Raw genomic sequence first — 15,478 nt, forward strand, 5'->3', positions numbered from 1 at the left:
AAACCAATCGGATCATTATAAACATAAGAGTATAGATTCCATCCCCCCACTACTCCAATCGGATCCTGCGTAATATATCTTCCCTGCGCTGGATCATAGTACCGGTGCCGGTTATAGTGCAGCCCCGACTCCACGTCATACCACTGGCCCGGTAGTCTAAGGGATTGCTCAAGGCCCTGCGGGTTCTCTTCCAACAGCATCTCTCCCCACGGATCCAGTTCCGCTTTCCAGTCTGTCTGGCCTTCACTGTTAATAAGCGCCACCGGCATTCCCCGGTGGTCACACTGGTACAGGTGAATGTTACGGATATTCACCACCGGCAGCGGCTCAAGCTGTGCCGCCATCAGGTGGGCAGGGATGTTCGCAAATTCCAGCCAGTCATGGCTTCTTTCCGACAGGTTTCCGGTCCGCAGGTCGTCTTCCAGACGCTCCATATCCGCATACTCCAGCGCGGTAAACGTTTACAACATCTTTTATTTACCACGGCCTTTATTTATACTTTTAATTTCAAAATTAGCCTTTGATATAATATAGATGATTTGTTTTCCACCTCCGCCACGAGTGTCTCTTGAATCAGATTTACAATAAAAATCAATTCGAATATCTTCATTACTTTCAATTATCATAGTGTTAAACAAATCGAAATTATCATGGCTTTTAACATGTTCAAAAGCAATACTTAGTGCTTTTGATTGTATTTCACTCAAGAAAAGAACTTCTTCACCAAAACATTTTAATGGTGTTACAAAAAAAACAAATAAATAAAAAATCATCCTCTTCATTTCATCTCCTCTGCTTTACCTGTCTGCGGAGTGAATTTATAATATTTATTATTTGGAGTTCCCAAATAGCCAACATAATTAGGGTTACCCACTCCATCTGCTTTTATCCCACTAATATTTCTCGATGAAAAATGTAAAGAGTCATACGCATCATTCTGAGGGGGGACCGGATTACCTTTTAGATCAGAATAAAAACCGTGTGTGGTAATCACCAACCCTAGTTGAACCTAAAGGACAAGAACTATTTGATGGCGAGAAACCAGCCAAACTTCCTTTTTTTGATTCTGTTGCCATGTACTTATTATCAGATGTTTTACAAACTAACCCACAATATTCTCTATTCTCTGCAATTGATACGGAATTACACATCTTCATGGCAAAGAGTGCGGCTTCATCTTGTTTATTAAATGTATATTTTGGTATGTCAACCAGGTCTAAACCAAGCGGATCTATACTCCATTTTTCTCTTTACCTGCTTAAAGGCTACTTTTGTTCTTTCGTCAATTCTTCAATGAGTCGATCTGCATCAAGCGATTGTTTGCTCGCTTTGAGTTTATATGCCCATTGCAATGCCTCTTTTTTATTTCCCAGGTTCTTATAACAATTCACCAAGAACCACATTGCTGAACTATCATTATTACTGGCAGCTAATTTAATTTTTTGCAACCATTCATTAGCTTTCTTGGTTTCGCCTTGTTCTTGTAAATCTACATATAACCGATACTGAGCTGTCGCATGACCATTATTAGCTGCTATTTTTAACCACTGGCTGCTTTTTTCTTCATCATAATTGGAAAACTTGTAGTACATAAATAACCTAAAACTCGCCTCGCCATCGCCTCGCTTTGCCTGATGTGATAAAGTATTTACTTCGTCTGGCTGTAAATAAAAGACACTTGCTGTTGATTTTGGTTCACCTTCACCTTTTCCAACAGAAAGCTCCGTCAATACTTTTTTCGCCTCATCAGAATGTTTTGAGTTATCCACATCAGCCCTCACTGCAAAATTATAAAAACATACCATGATAATCAACACAAAAGTAAACACTTTCATTGCTATTTGCTTCCTGCAGGATTAAAAACATGAAATTTTCCTGGTTGCAACTCGTCTGGCTCCATGTTAAACGACCCTTTTTCCGTAGCGTCTATTGTTATTCTAACTGTTTTCCCCATAATTTTGAAACTTCCATCATCCCAAATCCATATTAATTTATCAGGAGCAATTACTGGAGTGTTAAGTTCGTTTGCTAGTTGCTGTGCAAATGAATTTTCACCCTTTCCTGTTTCGCAGGAAAACAAGACTACAGCCATACCTTTATGATATTTAGGATTCGTTCTTATATCGCTAGATAATTGTTTTATTGTCAACAGACTTCCTTTTTTAATTCTATCATCATCCATAGATGTAGGCGTACCATGACCTCCAACTGTAAAACCGTTAGGAAATTCCTTTATATTAAGAGAGCCTTTATATATAGAATCTGACGGGGAATAATAATTCAAATCCACTGCCAACCCCAACGGATCTATCCACCTCAACGGATTCGGCGCATACTGATAAAGATTTATCCCCCCATTGATGCCTATCGGATCGGGGTGGCGAATCTTCTCGATCGACGAATCATACAACTGGTTTCATTCGTAGGTTACTGAAACTTCTGCATCATAGTCAATACGCTACCGCCATGCTCTGATAAATCTAGTGTCTTCAATGATCACGGGTATATAAGAATTTTATCTACTTCTCAATTCCTTATTTTATCACAGTGACTAATTACTCCCGGAGACAGCAATTGTCTATATTTATTTAATTCCATTAAGTCAATTTTTGCTCCTGTTTTTAAATCATTGGATACAATTCCATTTACATCCACATATATATGTCGATCATTATTATTAAACAATAGTCGAACGGACGATGCAGAAAATTTATTTATTGAACCTTCCCCTTTTAGTATATTTTCTAAATTTTCAATATCGCTATGATATCCTAGGTTCCATTTTTCATTACAATATTTTTCTATAGTGTCAGAAGTGATTCCAACATAAGTCCATCGATCAAATGGAAAATAATAAACATTAGTTCCTTTAGCAAAAGGAAACCAAAAAACAAAACTAAAGAAAATATACTTTAACACTTTACTCACCCCATTCATGGTTAATTCTTGGGCACATTCCTAAATCTGATCTGACTGGATTTTCAGCAAGCGTTAACATCAACATTCCATCAGAGCCATCACCTACATTCCAAAAAGCATGACCTATTTCGTGGGCTAATAAAATATCTGTAGGTGCTTCCTCTACCTTACGACTGTTGCAAGTAACATCAACATTTACTTTAGGGTGAAAATGAGGATCAACACTTATGATTCTTGATGTTGGTTTATAATAAGCAGTATTGTCTTCTTCGTTAGTGATTTTATATATATAAGGAGAAGCCTCTAAGGTACTAATCATTTTATTAGCGAAAGGTGATGAAACTTTCAATGACTTATATGCCGTAGCTAACTCTTGTTCCCCCAGATAAAAGACAACCAACCCAAGTGGATCTATATTCACGACAGGATTCAATGGATACTGATACGCATTCCATCCCCCCGCCAGCCCTATCGGATCCTGTGTAATATACCGCCCGAGTAACGGATCATAGTAACGATGACGGTTATAGTACAGCCCGGACTCCTCATCGTACTGCTGGCCTGGCAGTCGAATAAGCTGCGTCAGATTATGCGGGTTATTCTCATTCAGCTGATTTCCCCATTCATCGTATTCTGCCTGCCAGGCTATCGCTCCTGCTTCGTCAATCAGCGCCAGCGGCAGTCCCCGGTGGTCACAGTGGTAAAGATGGATTTTTCTCTTCGGGGTGTGTCCGGCTCCAGCTGGTTTTCCATCTGCTCCACGGTCAGCCCGCACTGCGTCAGCCACTGGCGGTTCTGGTCACTGAGCTGGCCGCTGCGCAGCTCCCGCTCCAGGTTATCCAGCAGCGTCACCAGTTCCGGCATCAGCACCAGCCCTGCGTCCTGCTGCAGTTTCTCCGCAACCATGGTGGCAGTTATAATGTTGTCGTGGATTGAATTATTCAACTCTTCGTTCACTGTTTATTAAATATTGCCTATTTACTATCTTGGGCGTGCCAATTAACTCTAATGACATTGATGATGCACCAAATTGAATGATACTATTTTTATTATTTGTTAATACTTGCCATTTATAATAACTTCCATCATCCTTCGCGAGTAGTGATTCCACCTTCTCTTTTTTAACATCCAGGATAAATACACCCGATCTGAAACCAGTAAACTTACTGTATTGGGTTTCGCCCCATGACAAATCAAGTATTAAATCACTTACATCATGAAACTTAAGTAATGCCCTTGAAACCGAGAACATTGATTCGTCTATGTTTTTAGAACAGCATAGCCATTCCAGTATGTGATCAATGTCGAAATGAATGTCAGAACTAAAATCACCAACATCTGAAGCAAATGAAACCCCATGAATTAAATTATCATGAAATTGACAATCATTGACCAAGTTAATACCCATAATAAAACTCCCAAATAAAATTAAGGTTCAAGATCATGTGCCAGTAGACACTAAGGTGTACCACATCCGCCAAAAACATGTTCCTGGGGGTAACATCTACATGTTTTCGGATTCTGATTATTTACATCATAATGCCAATGCGTTGGGTTTCCAGTTAGAATTTCACATCCATGAGAACCATCATTTAAACCTCTTCCTGTATGAGCCTGATAATGAATATCAATATTATATTTTTCTCCCGCAGGTGGATTGCATGGAGGGCATTCTTCTTCCTCACTATCACTAAATACTTCATTCAACCATTTTGTTAATGCTTTTGCAGCATTATCATTGGCCTCCTTCTGTGCAGGGCTATTTGACCATGGGACTGGGAAAAGTATCGGGCCTGGAAGAACTTCTATTAACCCCAAAGGATCTGTATCTGTAACCGGGTTCAACGGATAATTGTAGAGATTCCATCCCCCCGCCAGTCCTATCGGATCCTGGCTGATATAGCGGCCCAGTGACGTGTCGTAATAACGGTGACGGTTATAATGCATGCCTGACTCGTCGTCATAATGCTGGCCCTGCATACGGATAGGCTGATACAGCCGCTGCGGATTACTGCCGTCCACCTGGTTGCCCCACGGGTCAAACTCGGCCCGCCAGTCGATGCCGTCCAGGGCATTTACTAGCGCTATCGGGGTGCCCAGATGGTCACAGTGGTACAGGTGAACCGTCGGTGTTGTCGGCTCCGGCAACGGTTTCAGCAGCGGCAGCAGGCGTTCTGGTGTCAGTTGTGAGACCGCCAGCCATTGCTGGCTGTGCACACTTAACAGAACGTCGCATTATTCTTGGTGTAAAATCCAATACGATTCAAAAGCATCTATTGCAAGTAAATCAAATTTTGATTTAGCCTTATAGTAAACAAATTCATATAATATTTTTTGTTGGACATCATCAAAGCCATCAATAAATGAAATAAATGAAGTGTCGTCCATAACACCAGGAGTCAAATAATGTAAAAAGAAAGAATATTCAAAAGCCCAACCATCGTTTAGTAGCGCCCCATAAACATAAAAGGGCATGTAATATTTAAATTCACTTAAACCAAGATATAAAACCCCTTTCTCCAAGGCTTCATTACATTCAGAAAAATTGATCTCCATGGCCAAATCAGCCCAAGTTTTTCCATGAAAAAAATCATATACCACACGTCCCTCAAAAGCGTCATGAACTTCGATTGGAATATTCACCACTGGTAACTTAGGAAAAGCATTAATTAAATCCTCCAGGATTTCATCATGATTATCAAAATTCATTTTTTTAATCCTGCATAACGACTGCATACAGCCCCAACGCCATAAGCCTCACTTTCTTCTTTCATGTGAATCTCATCACCTCCAGAAAAACACTGCTTGTTTATTTGCTTCCTTATAGAACCACATGTCATATTTATTTCAAATCTCCTCAAAAGTTCTTCTTTCGGCATTTGAGGACTACAGGCCCTAGATTGATTGCACATTTTGTTTTTTTTCATTTTGTAAATCATTTAAATCCTGAGGAGTACAATTTCCTCCAGGATTTACTCCAGCTTTATGTTCCTCTGTTAATTTTTCTGAATCTGGATCAACACGCCGTCCATACTGGTCTGTTTTGGTTTGTGACGATTGTTGAGCAATTGTAGCTGTGGAAAGAAAATTAAACGCCCCCCATAGGCCGGCTATAATTATTGGATTTAATCCAAGAAGATCTATATTACGCATTGGATCTTGAGGGTAACTATATAGATTAATCCCACCTCTTAACCCAATCGGATCCTGAGTAATATACCGCCCCTGTAACGGATCATAGTAACGATGGCGGTTATAGTACAGCCCGGACTCTTCATCATACTGCTGCCCCGGCAGACGAATAAGCTGCGTCAGATTATGCGGGTTATTCTCATTCAGCTGATTTCCCCATTCGTCGTATTCCGCACTCCACGGCATGCTGCCGTTTTCATCGATAAGCGCCAGCGGCAGGCCGCGGTGGTCACAGTGATACAGGTGGATTTTTCGCTCCGGGGTATACACCGGGTCCATCTGCCTGACCATCTGCTCTACCGTCAGGCCGCAGCCTGCCAGCCACTGTTGCAGTGTACCTTTGGCATACCAATCACTGAACATCATTATCATATTGCATAAATATTGGTATGTTATTTTTAACCCAATCTATTATTTTATTATTTTTGAAGCACACATCAACATCATTTATTTTTCCGCATTTTCCGAAAGCATCGAAATACAGACTACACCTCCCGCCGCCTTCAGAACTGATGTTTACCCCCCAGCGTATATCACTATCTTTCTTTTTCTCGGAGTAGTCAATGCGGAGAATTCGCATTATCTCTTCTTGATAAGGGGTATCTTGTATGTTATTTATTTCAAATTTATATATATATCGAAGTTTTAACTGTTCCTTTGTTGTTGCAATGTTATTTAAAATGAATGTCGGGTAATATATCACCTCCATTTTATTTATATTTTTTGTATTGCATATAACATCGACATCATCCGCACACACATTTCCAAAACAACAAAGCAGAAATGAAATAAAAAAAATTCTCATAAATACTCCAACGGTCCCTGTACATGATAGCTAAAACCTCGATGGTTTTTCCTAACACATTGTTTTAACGATTTTGCAGCATGTGTTTCAACGCCAGTTATTACTCGCTTCTCTTCAGAATCATCGTAATCTGGATCAGGGGTGCGAGTACGGCTAACAAAATCCTTATACCCTTCTGTTATGAAGGCATGCGCATGGGATATTTCGTGACCTAATCCGAATGCGGGTACTTGAGTACCATTTTTAAAATCAAATTTCCCATTCAACCCTGCATTACTGTCACAAAAAATAGCAGATTTTGGATCCCAATGAATTCTCATTGTCAACCTATTAAACGAATTATCGTGCTCACTATTGCAACTAACAACCACAGTATGCTTACTATCATTCTCCAATGCGGTAATTATCTTATTCATCTCTGCATCTTGTTTTAGATACTTAATTGCTGAGTCAAAACTTTCCCTATCTCCCTCAACCCTAAATACCAACCCTAATGGGTCAGACATTGTGATTGGATTCAAAGGATAATTATATACATTCCACCCACCCCGCAACCCAATCGGATCCTGACTGATATAGCGCCCCAGTGCCGGGTCATAATAACGGTAGCGGTTATAATGCATGCCCGACTCGTCGTCATAGTGTTGACCCTGCATGCGGATAGGCTGATACAGCCGCTGCGGATTGCTGCCGTCCACCTGGTTGCCCCACGGGTCAAATTCGGCCCGCCAGTCGATGCCGCCCTGAGTATTTATCAGGGCTATCGGGGTGCCCAGATGGTCACAGTAGTACAGATGAACCGTCGGCGTTGTCGGCTCCGGCAGCGGTTTCAGCAGCGGCAGCAGGTGTTCTGGCGTCAGTTGTGAGACAGCCAGCCATTGCTGACTGTGCGGACTCAGTTCGCCATCTCGCGCCACGCTTCCGTCGGGGCATCGTTCACCATGCGGTGGTTTCACATATATTACGGTACTCTTTCTTTATTTTTGTTCTCCAGCCAGCAATCGTGAAATTTTATTTTTATAGTGCTCTCCTTATCGCCTTTGTATACTCTATTTGGTTGGCCGACGGTTATGATTGTAAACTCCCAGCTTGTATGCTTTTCAACTAATTCATATTCAATTATGTAATCCCCAGGGATGATTCCTGCTGGGGAGACTTCAAGGAAAAACACATCAGAAAAAACAAGATATCCATTATCCAGATCTTCTTCATCATAATATGACCATTCATTGCTGCCCACAGGTAATCTAGATATTGAATCTATTTTAACTCTGACAATTAAATTTCTACTGTCTATTTCAAGCCCAGTGATTCCTCTCTCGCTTAAATGTAGTCTATCAATCATGATTATTACCTTTTAAGTTAATACACTTCACCTGAACACATGTTATCTGCTGAATCTGAATCCATTTGGCCTTCATTGGATAGAGCACAGTAGCATTGTGTGAATGTCCCACTTTTGCATGATCTCAGGGTGAACATATGCAGTAATGGTTGTATAACACTAAGTCCATAAAGTCCTTTAATACTAAAGTGTGCGGCACTACTGTTCCATTTAAGTCATCTTAAATGACTCTGAGGTATCTGTTAAATCCGTGGCGTTTCATGTCGCGCTTCGCTTTGACCATCCTCCACTTGCTATTGCAGTTGTGAAGTTCTTTGCTTTGATAGATCGCAATATATATTTAGTAACATAGGTGTCTGTTCAAAATATGGACTATGTTTCTTATATGGAAATCCAGTGATGAGATAGACATAATCACTACCGCTTAACTTAGCTGTAAAATATAGACTTTGTTCGCTTCCTTGCTCAGGCACTCTTCCTGACTTACACCAGCGCTTTATTGTATGTGGTTCTTCTTCTTTTATATATTCATCACCTCTTTCCGATGTGGAAATAAAAAACTGTTTTTCAAAATCTAGAGCATCATTTTCATTCAGAGAAAATGTAATTAAAAAATAATCATCTTCAACGTTTGCTTTGAAAGCAATATTTCTAGCAGATTTTGGAAAGAAATCAGGTAACCATGTATGAATACCATCACTTTTAGTGATTTCAGAGTAAAGATCATACTTGGTCATTCCAACTCGATTATTATTCGCAAAAAAAATCAGCAATAGCACTATAAAAATCAAGATGAGAAAAATAAATTTTCTCATCTTGAACATTTTTTTTAGATTAATAATCAATGTAACCTTCTTGTTGTAAAATTTTCTTGGTTTTTTTATGCTCTGGGTTCAAGTAAGTCGAGCATCGATCCGAACAACTCGTTTCTGCTGCACATGTTATCCCATGATGATTTACAGCCAAATCGGCTAGATTATCAGCTATCATATCCTCATCCGAAAGTTTTTTTCTGCCGTACATGCCTACTTTGTTTAATAAAAAATCTCTTCCTTCTTTTATACCTCCAAGAAAAGCTCCTATATTAATACTTGCTTTTCTTGATTTCGACACACGACAAAATGCCATGCAATGGAAAAACTGATCTGAATCTTTAAGTTTTAATCTTTCCATATCATTAAGTCCTGTATTTAAAATTTCGTAAGTGTCTGCATTCATATACCAAGGTTCGCTAAACATTGCATCAGATACAGCAGACTGCATCCCCGGAGAATTAACAAATGGCCCTAATGCTTCGCTTACATCCAACCCTTGCGGATCTATTTTTGATACAGGGTTCAACGGATAGTTATACAGATTCATCCCTCCTTTCAACCCTATCGGGTCCTGACTGATATAGCGCCCCAGTGCCGGGTCGTAATAACGGTAGCGGTTATAATGCATCCCCGACTCTTCGTCATAATGCTGGCCCTGCATACGGATGGGCTGGTACAGGCGCTGCGGATTACTGCCGTCCACCTGGTTGCCCCACGGGTCAAATTCCGCCCGCCAGTCAGTGCCGCCCTGCGTGTTTATCATGGCAATCGGGGTGCCCAGATGGTCACAGTGGTACAGATGAACCGTCGGCGTTGTCGGCTCCGGCAACGGTTTCAGCAGCGGCAGCAGGCGTTCTGGCGTCAGTTGTGAGACGGCCAGCCATTGCTGACTGTGCGGACTCAGTTCACCGTCGCGTAGCTCCTGCTCCAGTTGATGCAGTTGTTGCGTCACCTCCGGGGTGAAGGTGATACCAGAGTCCTGTGTCAGGGTGTCGGCCAGCGTCTGCACTGGCTCCGGAATATCCCCTTCGATACGCAGCAACGGCACGAAGCTTCCGGGCAGATAAACGGTATGGATACGCTGCCCGTCACGCTCGGTCAGCACCAGGTTATCACCCTCCCAGCCATACCAGGTCATTCGGGGCTCTTCACGGGGATGGCCCTGCGAGTTAAGCACAACGGTGCGCTTGCCGATGCGTCTGCCAAGGGCGTCATACAGGTATTCTGCCCGGGTGGTGTCGCGGCCATCGCTCCAGCTCAGGGTGTGGCTGTACTGGCTTCAGTCAATTTTTTCTTTTAAGCTATTCTCAAGCCAAGAATTATCATGTTCAATCTTAATTTCGCATTCACATGTATTACCGAGTGCACCAGAAGTGCTCGCACCTGCGCACATAATTGAAATGAAATGTCCATTTTCATTTTCTCGCGTAGAAAAACTTAATATGTAATCATCCGGAATTACTCCCAAAGGAAGCATTTGAAAATCTATTACATCTGAAAAAACCAAATATCCATCCTCAATATCCTCTTTATCATAATACCCCCAGCCTACCTCACCTTTTTTTAATCTTGATATAACATCAATTTTTATTCTGACAATTCGTTTCCAGCTATCGATTTCAATCCCTTTCACAGCCCTGTCACCTAAATAAATACGATCTATCATAACATTCACCTTTAAATTTAATACATTTGTCCAGAACACATATTATCAGCTGAGTCCGAATCCATTTCGTATTCAGCTGATAATGCACAATAGCATTGTGAAAACGAACCCGTACGACACGATCTTAGTGTGAACATATGCAATAACGGTTCCAGCGCACTAATGCCAGCTAGACCTTTAATGCTAAAATGCGCTGCGCTGCTATTCCGATTCACAACATTACCTTCAACGCCGAGTGAAGCTCCTTGTCCTTTAGTATATGGTCCAGTGCCAGGCAGATGCGCGTGTGCATGCGGTTCAGGTACGTTAGCATGCCCCTGAGGATTCAACCTGTACGCATTTGACCCATTTTCATAAAATGTATGCGTATCTGGGCTATTAAGGTTCGAAGCCGGGTATGGGCCCGTTGAGCCACCAACCGGCTCCATCATAATATTTCCCCGTGAATCTGAAATAAATCGTCCTACAGGCTGCCCGGTAACAGGGTCTATCGGGCATTGCTGATTAGCAGCCAGACCCAGCGGGTCAATACTCAGCAATGGGTTCAGTGGGTACTGATAGAAATTCATCCCACCCGCCAACCCAATCGGATCCTGCGTAATATATCTCCCCTGCGCCGGATCATAATACCGGTGCCGGTTATAGTGTAGTCCCGACTCATCATCATACCACTGACCCGGCAGCCTCAGCGGTTGTTCAATATTGTGCGGGTTCTCCTCCGACAGGATTTCTCCCCACGGGTCCGACTCTGCTTTCCACTCTGTCTGCCCCTCCCGGTTTATCAGCGCCACCGCCGCGCCACGGTGGTCACACTGATAAAGATAAATTTTTCGGATATTCGCCACCGGCAGAGGGTCAAGCTGTGCCGCCATCAGGTATGCAGGGATATTCGCAAATTCCAGCCAGTTGCGGCTACGTTCCGACAGGTTTCCGGTCCTCAGTTCGTCCTCCAGACGCTCCATGTCTTCATACTCCTGCGCGGTAAACGGTATCTGGCTGTGCTGCTGTAACTTCTGTGCCAGAGGGGTATACGCTTCGTCTCCGCCCTCGCTTTCCACCCTCAGCAGCGGTGTAAAGCTGCCGGGTTCGTAGAGAGTGTACATTTTCTGGCCGTTTTTCTCCGTCTGCACCAGCCTGTCCCCATCCCAGCCGTAGCGCGTGGTGTCGCTCTGGTTATTGCGTTTTACTGTTTTGCTGATGCGCCTGCCGAACGGGTCGTAGCGGTAGGTCGCACGGGTGATGGCTCCCGACGGAGTCTGTTTCTCATAGCCCGTTAACCGGTGCCGCAGGTCGTAGTGGTAAAGATGCTTCTCCCGCTCATTGCTCTTTTTAATCAGGTTGCCCCACACATCGTACTCATACTGCCACTGGCTGTCTTTTGCCGGGCGGTTGTCGAACTGCTGGCGTCCTTCCCCGTCCACCCGGTTACCCGCCGGGTCGTAGCGGTAGTCCGCGTTAAGCCCCGGCTGCACCGCGCTGATTAAGCGCCCGTTGTCGTCGTAACCGTACCGGCGTTCTTCACCAATATTGGTGAGCTGACCCCGGATGTCGTACCGGTAGTCCTGCGACTCACTGCCGGTCACTGTTTCTGCCAGCTGGCCCGCTGTCGTGTAGCGCCGCTGCTCCCGGTAAGGCCCGAATACCCGCTCCGCTTCCCGGTGGCGTTTGTCCCGCGTCAGCTCCACCATCACATGACCGCCCAGGCCGACACCGATAAGATGCCCGCTGCCGTACCGCTGCCAGCCGGTCTGCGGCAGCGCGCCGTACTGTGTCTGTTGCTCGTTGCCCAGCGTATCGTAACGGTGACGGCTTTTATGCTGCCAGATGGCCTCCCCGTCGACGTTATATGCGGTCTGCACTTCTTCGGCGATGCGCCCGCCTGCGTCATAGCGCCAGCTGACACCGCCGGTGTCGTCCCGGACTTCAGCCGTCTGACCCGCATCTGTGTACCGGTAATGCTGTGTCCGGGTGTCACCCTTCGCACCAGTGCTGTGTAACTGGATAAGTTGTCCCGCGTCGTCGTACTGATAATGGTGGGTGATGTCCCCGTCCTGACGCAGTATCAGCTGTCCTGCCATATCGTAGCGATAACGCTGTGTTCTGCCGTCAAACGCCACCTCCTCCGTCAGCCGGTCCATTGCGTCATAGCTGAACTTGTACGGACGCCGGTTCTCGTTAGTCAGGCCAGTGAGCCGCCCCGCCAGGTCGTAATGGTATTCCCGCACCCGTGCACCCTGGCGGGATTCGGTGAGATGACCGCGTTTGTCACGGGTCAGAAGTTGTTCACTACCATCCGGAAGAATCACCCCGGTAAGGTCGCCCGCTCTGTTGTACTGGTAACGGGTGGTCCGTCCTTCAGCGTCGGTGCTGCTGACCCGGTTGCCGCGTGCGTCATATTCGTGTGTGAGGTGGCTGCCTTCCTCGCCGCGGGTTTCGGTCAGATTCCCCCACGGCTCGTAAGTATATGTGGTTTTATAACCGCTACAGTCGGTATAACAAACAAGCTGCCCGTGGCGGTCCCACTGCAGCTGTTTCCTGCCGCCGCTGGCATCTTCGATTTCCACCGGCAGGTCGCTTGCGACACCGGCATAGTGGTAGCGGGTGATGCTGCCATCTGCCGCCATTTGTGCGGTTATCCGGCCCAGTGCGTCATAGTCGCTGCGGGTGGTGGTGCCGTCCGGGTACAGCGTGGCGATAAGCTGGCCCTGACGGTTATAGTCGAAACGGACTTCTTTCCCGTCCGGCCCTTTGATGCTGCTGACGTCACCGCTGACCACATCCAGCGCATACGCGGTCTTTCTGCCCAGCGGATCAGTACTGGTAGTCAACCGCCCGCTGGCATCGTACTTTTTCTGCTCGCTGCTGCCGTCCGGGTGGTCAATTCTGACCACCCGCTTTAAGCCGCCTTCACCTTTGGTGTGATACGTCCGTTGTCTGCCGTCGCTGTAGGTGACAATGGTTTTGTCCGGCTGGTAGTCAAAGTGATAGTCCAGCCCGTGGCCGTCTTCAGTTATCTGTCGTACCGCCCGACCTGCATCGTCGTACTCATACGCCGTCACCGGACGGCCGGTATGTCGCTGGCCGCTCATCCGCCCCGGACAGCCCGGATGATAAGCAAAGGCACGCACCTCCAGACCGCTGCGGTCATATACGCTGACCAGTTCGCCGTGTGCGCTGTAGCCGTAACGCGCCAGCGGCAGCTCCGGCACATCGTAGCCGCCATCACGCGCCAGCCACACGGCCGTCAGCCGGACGCCGCTGTCCTGTTCCGTGGCGGCAACCGCCTGTATCAGTTCAAGCCGGTAACGCCGTCCGCTGCCGTCGGTGACGCCAGTGATGCGGCCCGTAAACTCCCCTTCCTGCGCCCGTTCCAGCACCATGCTGCGCCCGAAGCGGTCGCGCTGCATCTGCAGCAGCTGACGGCCCGGCTGCACCGCACCCTCATGGCTGAATATCCACCAGGGTCCCAGTGAATCGCTGGTCACAAAGTACAGCTCAGGGTGATGCCGTGCCTCTTCCGGGAGCGTCTGCCACAGCGGCTGCAGTACGTCCGACTGCCCGCCTTCCAGCTCCCCTCTCCCGCCGCGAACTATCCATAATTTCTCACTGCGGCTGTAAGTCAGTTCGCCTGCGCTGAGCGGGTCGAAGGTGATGCTGCGGCCTTTATCGTCGTTGAGTATCAGTGTGTCCGCCTTCACCAGCAGGCTGACTTCTGCCGCCTGGCTCCAGCCGGGGCCGAACAAGCCAACAGGTGCAGGCGTCGGGGTCTGATAACTGGAGTAGCTGCGGCTGATAACGAAGGGCACCGGACCGGGCAACGCGACATCCACTTCATTGGGTAATACTTTGGCACCAAGGACGGGGTTAACCGGGTCGCCTTCAGTGACACCACCCGGGCATACAGAGCAGGCGATGCCGCCCTGGCTGCCTATCAGAACGGTCAGCGACCCCTGCACAATCTGACCATTCGCCACGCCGTCGCTTATCCGGCTCGCGGGTTTTCCACTCATTGCTGATATCCTTTTATTGTGGCGCATCTGTCCATAACTGACTGCGCTGGTCAGAATGATAAATACTGTTCCTGTATAAAACGGATACTCTCCTTTAGAGTTTACTTTTTTGACGAATATCAATGGGGCAGGTTAATAAGAGGAATATTTAATAAAAATTAACTGTGTGGCGCTCAATATATTTTGGGATAAAATAAATACTCCTTCAGTATTCATGACGTAATTATATTTAATCTGCATAATTATTATATTCAGTGCCGACTTCCGGTAAAACTGCCTGTTGATTTTAATCCATCGTTGTATCAGTTTATTACTGAGCCTCACTGTTACTGGTTCAGGCCGCCTTAAGCTGCCGCATATAAATATAGGTTGCTATATCCCCCTCGCAGCACGTATTGAAATATTCCGACCACAAGCGCATATCGCACACATCAGTTTTTGTGTCAGAGCTCATCGGACGCCGAACCGGATTGCTTTCGGTGAGTCCCTGCTGAGTAGCATAGTGCATAGTATTATTGAGTCCTGCGCTTCAGCCCAGAATAGAACCAAACCGCTGCAAAATCGCCTGGGTGTGGAGAAAAACGACCTTCAGAAGATCAGAGAAAAGTTGTCTCCGCTTGTTAGCAGCGAAGCACTCCCGTGGCTGTTTACAGCAACAGTCCCCATTCGGATACGGGCGAATGAAGCCCGCGAAAGAAAGCAAAAAAGTTCATCCTGCCGGAAAAG

The 15,478-nt window shown here is 45.7% G+C and carries 15 protein-coding genes and 5 pseudogenes; all 20 read right to left on the minus strand.

From position 1 onward, the window contains the following. Positions 1–428, minus strand: a pseudogene (locus AC07NP_RS11915) (RHS repeat-associated core domain-containing protein); the annotation flags it as partial. 45 nt (positions 429–473) lie between these two features. Beyond that, positions 474–782, minus strand: a complete 309-nt coding sequence (locus AC07NP_RS11920; protein WP_494660599.1) for a hypothetical protein — start codon at positions 780–782, stop codon at positions 474–476. Positions 783–965: 183 nt separating this feature from the next. Then, positions 966–1,157: a DUF4329 domain-containing protein gene (locus AC07NP_RS11925; protein ID WP_494660600.1), complete on the minus strand. Its 192-nt coding sequence runs from the start codon at positions 1,155–1,157 to the stop codon at positions 966–968. 108 nt (positions 1,158–1,265) lie between these two features. Then, the gene (locus tag AC07NP_RS11930; protein WP_494660601.1) at positions 1,266–1,835 is read right to left on the minus strand and encodes an SEL1-like repeat protein; all 570 of its coding nucleotides are present in this window, start codon (positions 1,833–1,835) and stop codon (positions 1,266–1,268) included. A 2-nt stretch (positions 1,836–1,837) separates the two neighbouring features. Further along, positions 1,838–2,302 carry a DUF8616 domain-containing protein gene (locus AC07NP_RS11935; RefSeq protein ID WP_494660664.1) on the minus strand — a complete coding sequence of 155 codons (465 nt, stop codon included), beginning with the start codon at positions 2,300–2,302 and terminating at the stop codon, positions 1,838–1,840. 3 nt (positions 2,303–2,305) lie between these two features. Continuing rightward, positions 2,306–2,410: pseudogene (locus tag AC07NP_RS11940) on the minus strand (RHS repeat-associated core domain-containing protein); the annotation flags it as partial. A gap of 116 nt (positions 2,411–2,526) precedes the next feature. Then, positions 2,527–2,919, minus strand: coding sequence for a hypothetical protein (locus AC07NP_RS11945; protein ID WP_494660602.1), 393 nt, complete (start codon positions 2,917–2,919; stop codon positions 2,527–2,529). Positions 2,920–3,313: 394 nt separating this feature from the next. Beyond that, positions 3,314–3,822 (minus strand): annotated as a pseudogene (locus tag AC07NP_RS11950) (RHS repeat-associated core domain-containing protein); the annotation flags it as partial. A gap of 34 nt (positions 3,823–3,856) precedes the next feature. Then, positions 3,857–4,327, minus strand: a complete 471-nt coding sequence (locus tag AC07NP_RS11955; protein ID WP_494660603.1) for a hypothetical protein — start codon at positions 4,325–4,327, stop codon at positions 3,857–3,859. A gap of 401 nt (positions 4,328–4,728) precedes the next feature. Next, positions 4,729–5,043 (minus strand): annotated as a pseudogene (locus AC07NP_RS11960) (RHS repeat-associated core domain-containing protein); the annotation flags it as partial. A 111-nt stretch (positions 5,044–5,154) separates the two neighbouring features. Next, positions 5,155–5,628, minus strand: coding sequence for a hypothetical protein (locus AC07NP_RS11965; RefSeq protein ID WP_494660604.1), 474 nt, complete (start codon positions 5,626–5,628; stop codon positions 5,155–5,157). Further along, positions 5,625–5,798 (minus strand): hypothetical protein, encoded by a 174-nt coding sequence (locus AC07NP_RS11970; protein ID WP_494660605.1) that lies wholly within the window; start codon positions 5,796–5,798, stop codon positions 5,625–5,627. The genes AC07NP_RS11965 and AC07NP_RS11970 overlap by 4 nt, the downstream gene beginning before the upstream one ends. 247 nt (positions 5,799–6,045) lie before the next feature. Further along, a pseudogene (locus AC07NP_RS11975) lies at positions 6,046–6,441 on the minus strand (RHS repeat-associated core domain-containing protein); the annotation flags it as partial. Between the two features lie 22 nt (positions 6,442–6,463). Then, entirely contained in the window at positions 6,464–6,916 is a 453-nt protein-coding gene (locus tag AC07NP_RS11980) for a hypothetical protein (RefSeq protein WP_494660606.1), read from the minus strand. Beyond that, positions 6,913–7,872, minus strand: coding sequence for an RHS repeat-associated core domain-containing protein (locus tag AC07NP_RS11985; RefSeq protein ID WP_494660607.1), 960 nt, complete (start codon positions 7,870–7,872; stop codon positions 6,913–6,915). Before AC07NP_RS11985 ends, AC07NP_RS11980 begins: the two co-directional genes overlap by 4 nt. Before the next feature lie 5 nt (positions 7,873–7,877). Further along, positions 7,878–8,261, minus strand: coding sequence for a DUF6258 family protein (locus tag AC07NP_RS11990; RefSeq protein ID WP_494660608.1), 384 nt, complete (start codon positions 8,259–8,261; stop codon positions 7,878–7,880). A 293-nt stretch (positions 8,262–8,554) separates the two neighbouring features. Further along, entirely contained in the window at positions 8,555–8,998 is a 444-nt protein-coding gene (locus AC07NP_RS11995) for a YbbD-related protein (protein WP_494660609.1), read from the minus strand. Between the two features lie 97 nt (positions 8,999–9,095). Continuing rightward, entirely contained in the window at positions 9,096–10,214 is a 1,119-nt protein-coding gene (locus AC07NP_RS12000) for an RHS repeat-associated core domain-containing protein (protein ID WP_494660610.1), read from the minus strand. Positions 10,215–10,355: 141 nt separating this feature from the next. Next, a complete protein-coding gene (locus AC07NP_RS12005; RefSeq protein ID WP_494660611.1) occupies positions 10,356–10,742 on the minus strand; it encodes a DUF6258 family protein in 387 nt (128 codons plus the stop codon). Positions 10,743–10,759: 17 nt separating this feature from the next. Further along, on the minus strand, positions 10,760–14,752 hold the full coding sequence (locus tag AC07NP_RS12010; RefSeq protein WP_494660612.1) for an RHS repeat-associated core domain-containing protein: 3,993 nt from the start codon (positions 14,750–14,752) through the stop codon (positions 10,760–10,762). Positions 14,753–15,478: the final 726 nt, after the last annotated feature.

It is taken from the genome of Citrobacter sp. GW821-FHT07H02, from assembly GCF_059418505.1.

Coding starts and splice junctions, on each gene's coding strand:
- AC07NP_RS11990 (WP_494660608.1), bottom strand. CDS start 8,261: ATGATTGATAGACTACATTTAAGCGAGAGAGGAATCACTGGGCTTGAA.
- AC07NP_RS11980 (WP_494660606.1), bottom strand. CDS start 6,916: ATGAGAATTTTTTTTATTTCATTTCTGCTTTGTTGTTTTGGAAATGTG.
- AC07NP_RS11965 (WP_494660604.1), bottom strand. CDS start 5,628: ATGAATTTTGATAATCATGATGAAATCCTGGAGGATTTAATTAATGCT.
- AC07NP_RS11920 (WP_494660599.1), bottom strand. CDS start 782: ATGAAGAGGATGATTTTTTATTTATTTGTTTTTTTTGTAACACCATTA.
- AC07NP_RS12010 (WP_494660612.1), bottom strand. CDS start 14,752: ATGAGTGGAAAACCCGCGAGCCGGATAAGCGACGGCGTGGCGAATGGT.
- AC07NP_RS11955 (WP_494660603.1), bottom strand. CDS start 4,327: ATGGGTATTAACTTGGTCAATGATTGTCAATTTCATGATAATTTAATT.
- AC07NP_RS11970 (WP_494660605.1), bottom strand. CDS start 5,798: ATGCCGAAAGAAGAACTTTTGAGGAGATTTGAAATAAATATGACATGT.
- AC07NP_RS11995 (WP_494660609.1), bottom strand. CDS start 8,998: ATGACCAAGTATGATCTTTACTCTGAAATCACTAAAAGTGATGGTATT.
- AC07NP_RS11925 (WP_494660600.1), bottom strand. CDS start 1,157: ATGAAGATGTGTAATTCCGTATCAATTGCAGAGAATAGAGAATATTGT.
- AC07NP_RS11930 (WP_494660601.1), bottom strand. CDS start 1,835: ATGAAAGTGTTTACTTTTGTGTTGATTATCATGGTATGTTTTTATAAT.
- AC07NP_RS12000 (WP_494660610.1), bottom strand. CDS start 10,214: ATGACCTGGTATGGCTGGGAGGGTGATAACCTGGTGCTGACCGAGCGT.
- AC07NP_RS12005 (WP_494660611.1), bottom strand. CDS start 10,742: ATGATAGATCGTATTTATTTAGGTGACAGGGCTGTGAAAGGGATTGAA.